This window comes from Pseudoalteromonas luteoviolacea H33-S (genome assembly GCF_001625695.1).
GTDB lineage: Bacteria > Pseudomonadota > Gammaproteobacteria > Enterobacterales > Alteromonadaceae > Pseudoalteromonas > Pseudoalteromonas luteoviolacea_B.
The window spans coordinates 243,172-256,526 of the sequence record NZ_AUXY01000133.1 but is presented as its reverse complement, the minus strand read 5'-3'; the positions used below and the strand labels follow the sequence as shown (position 1 = coordinate 256,526).

Genomic DNA, 13,355 nt, shown 5'->3' with positions numbered 1-13,355 from the left:
ATTATGTTGCGGTCAAATACGCTAAACGCTGTTTAAAGCGCTCGCTTGGTACCTTGTGCCACAACTCTCTGTCAGACATCTCTTTACTGAATGCTTCAAGGTCATTTTGCACCACATAACGTTGGATCCGTCTACGGGTAGTCGGAGTATAGTCGCCTCGGTAACGCAAATCGATTAAGATGTCTTTAATTTTTGGATGTAAATTATCCCAATTTACCGGCCCATATACCTTAACGCAATCAGCTTTATCACAGATGCGTTTAACGTCTTTTGCCATCACTTCATATGTCTGCTCAAATAATAGGACTTGCTCTTTCGGGCTGACCTCAAAGCCTTGTAATCCATGTTTCTCTATAAACTCTTTTGCCTCACTTCCATACAAGCCCGATGCTTTTGCTAGCACTTGTGCATCTTCAAAAGCCACACCTGCTAGTTTTAAAGCTTGGATAATTTGCTCCGAACTGCGATGCTTCAAATCAAAGCCTCTGCCAATAGTTAGGCCAGAGTACTGAGATGGCACATGTAAGACTCGGCTGTGGTATCTACCGCCCTCTTGCCCTTCTTGTTCAAATGTAAATTGGCCCACGCTAGGCTGCTGTATACTCATGCCTCTTTCCCTACAAAAATTACTTTGACTAGATTTAATAAGTCAAATGATTACTCTATTGATTTTCTATATTGGGTAAATTTAGTAAAATTCAACCCTATTGATGAAGGACATGCTCTTTTTGCATATTGCCAACAAGAGAAAAATAATTGATACCTGCAATTATCCAATCATGTAACTTATCAGCAGGTATTTGATTTATTCGATGCAGCGTTTGCTCGCACATTTGACTACTTGGTGAAATACCATAATATTTTTGCATTTCAAGGAGCATCATCGCTAAAAGACCATTCGCGTTAAGCAGCAACAATAACTCTGCTGTTTTTTGGTTCTTTATACGTTCACCTTTAAACTGTCGCCAAAGTTCCACCCCGTAGATTTGCTTAAGTAAAACTTGGATTTCCTTATCATTAAAACCTTGGCTATATAAACTGTCCAAACGCACAGTTTGATAATTAGTATCTTGGTTATATTTAAAGTTTTCTTCAAAAACATATCTAAACGCTTCTTGATAATTTGCCACAGAGTCTCTCCTTAGGTTCTTTAAATACTGACGCAAAAACTTTTTATATGTGACAAAAAACCAAGGCGTAATTTATTTAATTAACTTAACTTCCCTCTGATCTGTAAAAATACCAAACTCAAAAAGTCTGACAACATAGACTTAAATTCACTATGGTCTTCAAAATTAGGGGGGAATGGGAAGTGCGGAAATTGATTGTCTGACGGCATATTTTGATAATAATAATCGTCAGCAAAAAACAATGGCTGTGTTTGGCTTGTCACTAAGTCTGTAATGTATTTAGCATAAATAAACGCATGATTTGGTCGCGTAAATATTAATAGCCTATTTTGTGTCAATCCGGTGTCAAGATCATCTGAATTTCCCGAAAAAACAAATGACACTTGTGTGATCACCTCTATCGCTTCGCTCTCTTCAAACAGTGTTTGCTTTTCTATTTCTATATCCGCAACATACCCTTGCTCAACTAATAAAGATTTAGCTAACTCCAAGTGTGGTAGTACACGATTTGTAAATAAGTTATTCAAATGTTGGAGCAAATACCTGCGATTATACTCCAAATAGGCTTGTACTTTATTTTCTGCAACTTGATACTGCTGTTGACGCACTTGATGTTCCTCAATTAACGCGCGTAGATTCGAATGATTATTTACAGGCATACACTTCTCCATATTTAATTGGGACCAGCTCACTCGTTCGCGAGTCCATTTGATGATTGGTCTTGGGTTTGAGACACATCACTTGCCATATAATGTGTCTTCGTTTTAAGTTTTATTCTGGATTTTTTGTTGTGAGTTAAATCAATTTAAAAGCCGTACTGCCATTCAATATTGATTAAGTCATTATTCAACCAAGGAAGTTGAACAATTCCTAACCCCCAAGGAAGCTTCATAAGCAATATATCTTGAGGTTTACTATCGATAACAATGCAAACACCATTTGCGGTGAGTTTGACTTCGCCGGCTCTTTGTAAAAACATTGATTTAAACGCATCAGCTGGCATGCCTTTTAAGGCTTCCCAGCGGCTTATTGCTGCATTGACCATGTTGGTAATTTCATCACGTTCCTGTTCACCTATTGTGGTTTGCTCTTCGTACCTATGTTCAAGAGGTAAGCCAAGCAGCGCATTAATAACAAAAGTCTCAGTCTCATCGTCATCAATACCAACAAGTTCACAAAGCAACGCATGCGCTTTATGTTGCGAAGCTTCGCTTTCAAATAACACGCCAGATTCATCCGTATTGTCGAGTAACGCTAACTTGTTAAATAAAATTTCCAAGAACGGCCAAAGTAAAACAACGCCCGCATCGGCACTGATAAAGTGCTCAGAAGACTGCTGATAATGATATTTAAGCTCAGCCAGTGCTTCTTCACTGTGTGTCTTAATCTTTTGCGCATTCAAGCTGGCGAGTCTATTTCGCTGTTTTTTAGCTTGTAGAGTCAGGCCTTTAAGTACTTTGTTTATATTTTGTGCAACAAGTGAAGGCGCCTCGTTATCAGCAACGTGCGATACTTTTTCGATGTCCTCATGGCTGGTGTTAGATAACTGCAAGCGTTCATCTGACGCGCTGGCTTCGAGCTTATGTTGAGATTTAGATAACTTGCCTTTATGTTTCTGTTTAGGCTTCGAAAATAATGTGCTGCCCTCTAATAGTCCCTCTAACTGAGCAACTACATGGCTATCCAAGGTGTGTTTCACGTCACTTTTATGTGACTCATAAGATACAAGCTGATTTTTGATTTCTTCTAGTGTCTTTGCCGAGCGTAGCTGACTAATTGCCTGCAAAGCATAATCTAGGTGCTCTTTGCTATTTTTCTGAGGTGAATTTGGGGAGCCGTCACTCTCAGCTTTATTACCAGCCTCTCTTGTGATGACTGCATTTAAGGTGCCTTGTCCCCTAGCATCTTTGTGGTCGATCTGATGCTCATCAAGCAAAGACACCCACCACATAGATGACTTTTGTAATTGACCAGGTAGATAGGGGTTTAGCGCATATAGCTGTTTTCTAATACCATCAAACGTAGAGATAGTTGAAATTAAAAGTTGCTGCGCTTCTTTGCCAGCAGGTGATACTGAATCCACTGGAAATAAAGCTTTCCAACTGTGCACATACGATAGCAAATTAACCACCACCTCATGACAAGCATGCAATTGAATTCCCAATTGATTGGCTGAAATCTCTTGTTGTAGCGCTGTCATATAGCGCTTCAACTGAGTGATCATGACCAACTCTCGAGCGAGAACAAGCCCTGAGGTAGCTAATGGCCCATCTGATTTTTCATTTTGCGTTTCAACGCCCGCGTCTGTTAGCCCATCAGCCTCATTCATGCTCACGTGGTTAGCAGATTGCTTTTGCGCATCAAACAACAAGTCATTGGTTTGGTTTATAGCCATTGAATGCAGCGTACTTTTCTGCATCGTTCTGATGAGATTGACTATTTGCCCCAGCTTTTCACAAACTGGCGCCAACGCACTCAGTAAACTATTTACAATCGACATCTGCGTTTGAGCATCAAGGTCATTTAGCTTTGATTTAGCATATTGTTCTGTTAATGAGCTGTGTTCAATTTGCTCTATGCGCTTTGTTTGGCTTGCAATAAGCTGCTTTAATTTTGTCGCACTGGCCTCAAACATCTCACTTCGAACGATTAACTGATACGTTTCATCCACTTGCGGTAGTAAGACAGACAGTGTTAACTCTAATTGCAGCAGCTCAATTTGTTCTAATTGTGCGATCTGCTTGCTATCAAATACAACACGCATAGATGACTCAAAATAACTCACCTCACCCAGCATATGCTCTGCAGAATCACACAGTGCTGTATGCTCATTTGTGGTACTCGTACCTGACTCGATACCCTTGTTTTGCTGCTTTTGTTCGTTTTCTACAGACTCATTATTATGATCCGTAAGCTGATAGCCCGATGTTCGCTGCTCACTTTGCTCGTATTCATTATTCAGCCATGCATGCACTTGCTCAAGCAAGGCGCTATACACCACCACTTTTGCTTCAGTGCTGTCACCTCCTTTACTACCCAACACATTTGCAAAGAAATGATTAAATTGAACAATAAATTGCGATGGTAAGTTAGTGATTTGACAGAGTAGCGCAAAAATACGTCGAGCATATTTAGGTGATTGCTTAGGTGCCCAATTGTACTCGAGCGCTTTGCGCTCACGTGCGATCAGCTGAATTACCTTATTGCTTGCTCGCAGATTTCCGTCGTATTGACTTTCAGCCGCTAACATTGCAGTCAATAATCGCTGAACTGGCGCTCTTACTTGCACAGGTAAAGCTTGCTCGATGTCGTATTTAGCAATGAATTTACGCCAGTTAATTTGGCTCAAATATGGCAACTCTTTGGAGCTTGTTTGAGCAGCCAAAAGTTGAATTAAACGCTCAAGCGCACGAATCGTTTGTCGGCAACCTCCTCCTAGCGCCCCTCTAATTTGTGCAAGCAAATAAGGTGTGCCTTGCTCGGCGAATTCTACCGTCTGTTGTGGTGAGTCAAGATCCGCACCGCGATGTTCTAACACTTGTGTCAGTGCACCTGACTGATATGGCGCCAAATCAGTTTTATGAGGAGGTAATGTCTTTGTTTTACTGCTTACTTTGTTCAGCACATTTAATAGTGATTTACAATCTTTAGCCGTAATTGTTGCTTGGCCTTTCACTGCAAACCAGGTACTCAGGGCTCCAAAAATAGTCCGCTTTGTTTTTATTGTATCAATGACACTTTCTCGAACCGTTTCGTTAAACGCAGTCTGCGCTTTATAAAATTGATAGCTGTGTACAAGCAAAGCTAAACTTCTTTGACGAGTATGTAGATTCGATGCGTAGGCACTTCTCAGTGACTCAATATCGAGCCACAATTGATAATGCTCAGCCTCAGATAATCGAGTTAAAAGCGCCATTGAACGATTAGAAACAACCCCTTCACTGATCACGGCAAGTGACGCTGCCAAAAGTGCCTCGTCCTTATAAAATGCATTAATGACATGTTTGCGCAAGCTTGGCCATTCTGCGCTACTTACCAAGCTTAAAAATTGTTGAGGGCGATGTTGCAAACTCAATTCACATGCTTTGATAACATCTAACATGGCCTGTTTTGATACAGCATTTTTACTGTGCGCGATTAACTCGCCAAACAGCGGCGCAGCCAGTGCGTAATTATTCTTAGGTAATTGGCGTACATAATCGCTTAACTGCTGCGCCAAGGCGGCATTAAAAGCCGGCTGAAAAATAGCTTTGAAATAGCTCCCTGGGTCGCTTTGTAATCTGTGTAGATCAATGTCAGGCAACACAATTTCTAGGTCACTGAGCGTCACAGAACCAACCGGCAATGTTATGGACGGTAAATCTATTTGGAGTCGATTTATTTCCTTAGATAACCAAGTCTTAAACAGCGACTCTAGGTCAGCAATACTACGCTGACCTGAGTTCACCAGATGTGCAGGGGCTTCTAATTCAGCCCCTATTTGACCAATTGCTAACCTCATCATTAAATGTGGTCATTACGCCAGAAGAAACGAGAGTGATTTAGTGGCCTGTCCAAATAAACCGCATGCCACAAATAGTCACCATGGTGCTCTTCTTGCTCTTCTAGATGATAACAGCCCACACTGAAGATGTGATCACCCTCGCCTTGTTGTGCGGTATTGCGTCGCCAGAACCCTTTGCAAATTAGGTTTTGACACTTATACGCACCGCCACCGTGTAGTTGTGCTGTGTTATTAATCGCAACCACTTCACTGTCATCACAGTGAGCAACCGCACCGCCGCGCTCAGCTTGACAATTTTCGGCGTTAATCTGTGCATACCTTAAGCCGTAAGCAGCACCACCTTGGCGGCCAGCGCGGCAGTTACGAACATTATTGGCAGTCAGATTGGTTACATCTTCACCATAAATTGCACCACCATCACCACTGACAGCATGGTTTTCAATCACACAATTAAGTTGTATTTGATCTGCATAGCGCAAATTGAACGCGCCACCATTACCTTCATAAGCACTCAACTCTCTGGATACTTCATGGATCGCACCATCAAACGTGAAACCATGCATCTCAACGTGTTTTACCATGGCATCTCTATCACCACGAATAAGGAAACGACAACCTGCATCGGCTTTTACAATACGTGTTTCTCGCTCATTAAAACCGACAATGCTCAGGTTTGATCCCACTTCAACGGAGTTTTTCAGCTTATAGGCTCTTGAAACCTGACGATGACCGTTGTGTGGGAACAACAAGATGGTCATGTTATGCAAACAGTCTCTAGAGAAGATCTCGTCAAACTCTTCTTGGTTGTGAATTGCGACCACTTTTTTGCCGCGACCAAAGCGCCATGCATGCTCATCGACATACGCTTTCACTGCAGCCTGAGTGGCAAGGACGTTGTCAGATGCCATTTCACCGCCAAGCTCACAATCTGGAGATATCGCCTCAATATGCGGCCCTTCAGGAAGCTGCAATTGCGCCGGTGCAATTTGACCTTGTACAGCACAATCACCAAAAATCTCTGCGCCTTGCTGTAAATGAAGCCTGCTTTCAAGCAATAAATCACCTTCAACAGTCAATGTGTCCGATACTCGAACGTCGCCACGTACATCTAGTTTGTGCTCAGGTGCTTTACAACCAATACCCACATTCGTATTGCCATCAACAACAAGCTCAGACTTTCCACGCACCGCGATATCAAGCGCTGATTCACCTTCACTGGTGTTTACTGCCACCATGGCGCTGTCATTATGAGATTCACCAACTTTGAGGCTGTGCTCTGTGACTAATTTGGCTGCTTGTACTGAGCCACTAACGAAAGAATTGCCTTTTACATGGGTATCACTGCCAAAGTTTGCTTCCCCTTTTACTGCTAAGTGGCTATGGATATCCACATGCGGCTTAAACACAACTTGATTTGCTGCATCTAGTCCTTCAACCACTAAGCTGCCACGTACTGTCGTGTCTTTATCAAAATGAACCGCTTCTTTGAAGAACGCATTGCCTCGAACCGTCAACTCTTCACCTAGGTGTAAGCTCTTTGCAAAATCAGCATCGGCCAGCAGGTTTAATTTACGCTCAATCGTTGTCAGGCCTTCGATAGTCACCGTGTCTTTGAACAGCGCGTCATCATAAACAGTTAAATCTGAGCGCAGTTCAACATCCCCTAAAATTTTCGCACCATCTAAGCACTCAAGTAGACCAGTACCGCGTAGCACCCCATTGAGCTCGATATCCCCTTCAACCTTAATATCCCCTAGAATATCCAGCTCTGCTTCTGGCTGTGCATTGCGGATCCCCACTTTGCCATCTTTGAATACAATCGGGTTAACGCCTTTGTGATAAATCGCCAGGCCATACTCAAAGTGATTTTGATCGACACTCAGTTGCGCACTGCGGCGTGTGGTTGACGCTTCCTCATCAGAGGCATGCATTGCCAAACCAATTCTTGTTTCGCCTTGTAGCTCTGACGTGCCGTATATGTTCACGTTGCTTCTAAAGCTTGCGTATTCATTAACGTGCAGACTGTCGTCCACTTCCACTCGTCCATTAACAGCTAGGTCTTTTCTAAAGCAGGCATCTTCTCCCACATCGAGAATATAATCTGGGCGTTCAACACCCAGGCCTAGGTTCCCATGACTGAATACCAGTTGTGCAGCGCCGCTAGGATCATCAATACGAAGTGCTTGTTGATCCGTTTCACAGATGTGCACTCTCGCAGTGGCTTGGTATGGTGCCAAAGACAAGTTGCCCGCAACATTGACGTCTGTTCTAAAGCTGGCATCGTTATTTACAGTCAGTGCATCCCGACCTTCTGTGCCCTCAATTTCTACACTGCCACCAGCATAATGTTCACCTGCGACAGATAAATTCTCTCCTAGCTGAGTACTGCGCCCCACCTGCAGGTTTGATTTAATGTCACTGTTGCCATCAACGATCAGATCAGCGTCCAGATGTACATCGTCTGAAACAAGGAGCTCTCCCTCTAATTGTGACTGCCCCGCGACAAATAACGCCGCTCGTTGTACGTCACCAGAGTTATTGGTCACGCTGACGTGCATGCCATTTTTTAGCTCAGCATGGCCCATTAATTTAGATTTGCCATCCACCGTTAAGGCGGTGCCTGTATCTTTAATGGCTAGTTGGCCTGTAATATTAGCAAGACCTGTGACTGCGAAGTTAACGCCATCTGTTGGAATTGCTTGATTAATGGCAAGTTGACCCGCAGCGGCCAATATTTCTGCATCTTGCGCTGGGTTAGTAATTTTAAATACAGGAGTTTCAGATAACTGAGTTAATGCCAACTGGCTACTCGCAAAGTTCACTGCCACATGTTCGTTTTCAACGATGGAAAACTCACCGAATAACTGTGAATTACCATACACATCAAAATTGGCAGATTTTTGCTCGCTGCCCACTTGGGTGTGCATTAACGACGCGCTAAAACCGCCAAACTCACTGCTTTCATTGGCGACATAAACGCCTTTGAGTGCCGTGATATCTTTATCAAACAGCGCATTTTCGCCAACATGTAGGCTTTGCTGAGGACTTGATTGGAATAAACCAATCTGCTTGCCCGTTGCATTAATAACAGACGTAGTGTTAAGCCCATCAAAATAACTGATGTCGACACTTTGTGGCTGTCCATTATGCGCCAGTACGCCCAATTTCGCCCCCGTCGTCCAATCACTTTGTAAAGCACTCGATGCGATAACCACATGCTCACTGACGTCAGCTTGATGAATAGTCGCCTCATCAGATACCGTGAGTTCTGGCGTTATAATGTTGCCTTTTACAGTCAATGTTTGGTCTTGCGCTGCGCTGCCCATCACGGCCTGATCATTGTCAATACGCAGTAATGGATTTCCTTCCTTGTCAGCCACAAGTAACGATGGCTCATTTACCGCCGTGCTTTTTACCGTAAGTGTTGCTGCTGAGTTAACCGCTTGCTCACCCACGGTGAGATTATCCTTTACAACACCCTCGCGTGCGCTAAGCTGCGTGTCAGTGATGATACTGTCGCTTGCATGGATTGAATTAAACGTAGCGTGATCTTTTACATCAAGCGTCGTGTTGATAAGCGCACCGGCATCTGTTTGCACAGGTGTGCTAGGTGTTTCACCTACTTGCAACTGACGTGTGCGTGTTTGCCCGTTAATTTGAGCATCTTGACTAATCGTTAGATCGTTAAGCTCCGTGCTGCCAGCCGTTAACGTAGCCGCAATCTGCGCTGTCTGTGCGTTCACTTGCCCCGCGGCAGTTAAGTCATCTGCAATATATGTATGTGCAAACATATTGATTGACTGCTCACCCGAAAGCGGCATATTAGTGACTTTAACTAAATTCGTATTGCCATCGCCAATATTCAGTAAGTCTCCGCTACCGGCTTGAATATCCACCTTCGCATTGGGGCTTTCAGCGCCAATCGACAACACCCCATCAATATGCGCATCACTTTCTACGTTCAAATTACCTGCAACGTCCGCTACTTGCTCTATGCGCACAGTGCCAGAGAAATGTGCATGCCCATCTTCATTTAATGCAATGTGTGGGTGGTCTTTATCTTGTCCAACTAACACCGAGTCCGCAACATGGAAGCGCGCTCTAGGCACACTGGTACCCACACCCACTTTACCTTCTGGGTTAATAATAAATGGCGTATTGTCTTGGTTTAGGTCATCAACTCGGAATAAATCGCTGGTATCTGATGAGCGCTTGCCGATGTGCAGTTTCGCCAAGGTGCTGTTTTCATCTAAACCAACCCCTAACATAGGTGCTTCTACATGCCCTGCAAAGATTGCATTTTGCGCACTAAGTTCACCGAGTAGCATGGTACGCTCCTCGACCGATAACATTTGCGTTGAAGTATTACCGCTCATGCTAATGTCATTTGTCACAGAGATAGAGTGTGCTTGAACATTGCCTGCAACGTTAACATCGGCGTTTACTTCAACATCACCATAAGCCGTGACTTTTGGATTGTCATCATCATCCAAGCCCGCTTCCAATGTTTTTATTGTCCCTTTGCTGACAGACAACGCACCTGCTCTTAAGTGCTGATTAATATCCGCAGTTTGCGACTTGATGCCTTGAGTTAACTTAGCACTACCTGTAACACGTAACACCTCTTCAGCCTCAGGGAGCACTTCGACTTTGTCGTAAATGGAGACACTTTGTGCGTCAGCAGTCAATACATTACTTTCACTGTCTGATGCAGACACAACCACATCATGACTAATTTTTACCGCATCGGTATCGACTCTAAAACATTCAGTCTCACCATCAGGACTGACGGTTAACGGTGACGTGATGGCAATTTCCTGTGTATCTGCATTTTTCACTACAGCGATAGGGTCATCTACCTGGTTAAAACCGGAGCGAATGAGTGACTCAAAATCATCCCCAGTAGGCGTTTTGAGGTCGTCAAACTTTTCAATTAATTCAGCGCGGCTGCGCTTAGTTACTATGGATGTTTGGTCACATTCGACTAACACTTCTTGGTCACTGACTTTGTTCATTCTTCGTTTCCTTCAGGATCTATACGATTTGGCACGCTGGTTGCCACGATAAATTTCGAAACCACCGCGGTGTTTGAGTTAATTTGTGAAAAAGACACAGGCAAAATGGGTTTAAGAAACGGCAGTGGTGAATACCCAACCGTAAACCTGGTATTGTTTGATTGTGCAAATGCATTGGGTGTACAAATGTGGTCAATGCAAAGCTGTGTTGCTAAATAAAGTACTTGGTCAGCACTAAAACCATCTGGGTAAAGCGCACTGTTGTCGCTAATTATGCGCGTAACAGCAGCATGGACTAAAGCGTATGTTTGCTCGTCTATTGCGATGTCTTCTGGGAGTGGTTCGCTGGCATATTCAGATAATATCTGTATCAGGTATGCTTCAAGTACTTCCATTCCATGAGGTTTTGCAAGCACATAATTGATAATGAGCTTAATCATGTCTTGTGGATCAGATATCGCCAAAGTCTCGAGCAGGCCACCAATATCTTGTGCAACACTGGCAATATGTGCTTGCCCATCTGCAAATCGTTCACGTTGCGCCTGACCATAGAAATTGAGCCACCCAAAATACAAGCGCTCAAATAAACTCATTTGCTCTCGCGTGAGCCAAATACACTCAGCGGATAAATGCAGCGGCCTGTGCTTAGCAACCTGACTTTCAACTAACACCCTAAATGCTGGGTTTTGCAGTCTAGTTGTCCAATTCGGCAATACACAATACAAGTGCCCTGTTGTGGCGCTGGTGAGCAAGTCGCTTTCAAGTAGGTAGAAACTTTCTCTGTTATGGGTTGCCAGTGGCATTTGTCCTTGGTGCGAAAAGCCAAGGTTACGCATAATTAAGCGGCTTAAACTTGCAAGATGGTCCGTTTTGGGTTCCTTGGATAAATAGTCGAAGCCACGACAACGGTTTTCCCCCAGTAAGCCAACTTCGGTCAATAATCGACACTTATCAATGTACTGACGTAACAGCACCAAGCGCAATAGTAGGTCTTCTTGAACATTTGGATCTTGGTGGCAGGCACCTATGACATGAACATAAAAACCAAAAACCTCTCGATACTTCAGCAAGTTGGCATTCGGTAGCTTAACCGCAAATCGCGCCAACAAATGCGCTAGGCTGTCATTTAAGCGTGTCAGTTGAGCAACAGAAAAATCGGCTTCTAATTGTTGCTGTAAGCCACTTTGCGCATAATCCTCTAGTACTTGTTTTACCAAGTGATTAACGCCACTTATTCCCGTAACAGCTTGACTCAACTGAGTATGTGGCAACTGCGTTACTCGGTGCCAAAATTCATCAAGTAAAGCTTGTGACAGCGCTTCACTGGCGAGCATGCGATCCATTATTTGGCCTAGGCGTTCAAAATGTGCGCACTGCGGTAACGCTAAAATATGTGGCAGTACATCTAGTTGCTTGTGCTGATCAGCTAATATTTGATCGAAAAGGTGCAAGTACCCTTTAAATTGCAGTAGCTGTGCTTTTTGTTCTGAGTCGATATCTCGGCTTAGTGATTGATCTGCAACGGCATACACTTTTGGTAGCTCATGCTGCAAAGAGCGATATTGGCTTAATGATAAATAGTCTTCAGTTTCAGCAAGCACCTGAGTAATGCTATCTGTGGATTGCTCCAAAATGTATTCACTGACCAATTGCTTTATTTGCTCAACTTCCTGGTCATCAAGTACATAACTCTGGTCTTCAATTACGATTGAAATGGCATCAAAAAACTGCTCACTCAAAAAGCCAAGCTCAGGGGCTAAATTGACTGACTCGGGCTCTAAATCTTGTATTTCAACCTGCCAGTAGTCATAACCCGGTTGCGAGCCACTGCCTACAATAAATCGAAACTCTTCTATTTGCTCAATGTTAGGGTGATTGCGCAGCGCATCTAAAATATCTGAGCTATACAAATGTTTTTTAACGGGCGTATTTTCTAAGTCATTGTCCAAAATAAAGCCATGCTTTAGTGATGGCCCAACATAGACATCTTCAACATACATGCCCTTTTCTCGCAGTTGCTCCCCTGAGTAACGCGGTAAATTAGGTGAAATTTCAAGCGCCACTTTACTCAGAATATCAGCCATGACTTGTACCAAGTCTTCTGCATCTTGGAGCACAAGGTTCATACCCAAATGCACAGGTACCGACTTATAAAACTCAATGTTGCCAAGCTGATGTGTCACACATCGCGCATTAGCAAACGCGCTATGGACTTGGTGGCGCAGGCTTTCTTCTGATACGGGGCTATTTGGCACAGGCTGTACGACTAGATCAAACATAATCGCGCCGCTTTGACCCTCATCACGCACAGTTATCGTGATGTTTTTTACACTCGGAATATCGAGTAATAATCGTCGGTAATCCGCAAGCGTGACACAGTGGCTGAACATGACTTGCTCTGATGGTAAAAACTGTGTCACCGCAGACGCTTCATCTGGCGCTGGCGTGGTTAAATCTTCAACGGAATAATTAAGCTTATAACTGAGGTCCGAAAGCACAAAGGCCAGTACTTCAAGTAAGGTAATGCCCGGATCAAATACGTTGTGATCGCTCCAAGTCTCTGGCGCGAGCTTTTGTAATTGCGCAATACCTTGTTCTCGCAGCTCATCTAGGTTTTGCCCAGAGTGCAACAAGGCATCTGAAGCAATTTTCAGTGCATTGGTTTCCATGATTTTCCTTTGGAAAGTAAGTCGATATGGGAGATGA

6 protein-coding genes are annotated in these 13,355 nt (G+C 43.6%); all 6 read right to left on the bottom strand.

From position 1 onward, the window contains the following. Window position 1 precedes the first annotated feature (1 nt). Window positions 2-607, bottom strand: a complete 606-nt coding sequence (locus N477_RS24980) for a hypothetical protein (protein WP_063363950.1) — start codon at window positions 605-607, stop codon at window positions 2-4. A 97-nt stretch (window positions 608-704) separates the two neighbouring features. Then, complete coding sequence (locus N477_RS24975; protein WP_063363951.1) at window positions 705-1,130, bottom strand: hypothetical protein; 426 nt, start codon at window positions 1,128-1,130, stop codon at window positions 705-707. 80 nt (window positions 1,131-1,210) lie between these two features. After that, a complete protein-coding gene (locus tag N477_RS24970; RefSeq protein ID WP_063363952.1) occupies window positions 1,211-1,789 on the bottom strand; it encodes a hypothetical protein in 579 nt (192 codons plus the stop codon). A gap of 146 nt (window positions 1,790-1,935) precedes the next feature. Continuing rightward, complete coding sequence (locus tag N477_RS24965) at window positions 1,936-5,634, bottom strand: contractile injection system tape measure protein (protein WP_063363953.1); 3,699 nt, start codon at window positions 5,632-5,634, stop codon at window positions 1,936-1,938. Further along, window positions 5,634-10,649 (bottom strand): hypothetical protein, encoded by a 5,016-nt coding sequence (locus N477_RS24960; RefSeq protein ID WP_063363954.1) that lies wholly within the window; start codon window positions 10,647-10,649, stop codon window positions 5,634-5,636. The genes N477_RS24965 and N477_RS24960 overlap by 1 nt, the downstream gene beginning before the upstream one ends. Further along, window positions 10,646-13,318, bottom strand: coding sequence for a hypothetical protein (locus N477_RS24955; protein ID WP_063363955.1), 2,673 nt, complete (start codon window positions 13,316-13,318; stop codon window positions 10,646-10,648). The genes N477_RS24960 and N477_RS24955 overlap by 4 nt, the downstream gene beginning before the upstream one ends. Between the last annotated feature and the right edge of the window lie 37 nt (window positions 13,319-13,355).

What these genes read in the sequence shown, in the direction of transcription:
- N477_RS24980 (WP_063363950.1), bottom strand. Translation starts at nt 607, where the DNA reads ATGAGTATACAGCAGCCTAGCGTGGGCCAATTTACATTTGAACAAGAA.
- N477_RS24970 (WP_063363952.1), bottom strand. Translation starts at nt 1,789, where the DNA reads ATGCCTGTAAATAATCATTCGAATCTACGCGCGTTAATTGAGGAACAT.
- N477_RS24965 (WP_063363953.1), bottom strand. Translation starts at nt 5,634, where the DNA reads ATGATGAGGTTAGCAATTGGTCAAATAGGGGCTGAATTAGAAGCCCCT.
- N477_RS24960 (WP_063363954.1), bottom strand. Translation starts at nt 10,649, where the DNA reads ATGAACAAAGTCAGTGACCAAGAAGTGTTAGTCGAATGTGACCAAACA.
- N477_RS24955 (WP_063363955.1), bottom strand. Translation starts at nt 13,318, where the DNA reads ATGGAAACCAATGCACTGAAAATTGCTTCAGATGCCTTGTTGCACTCT.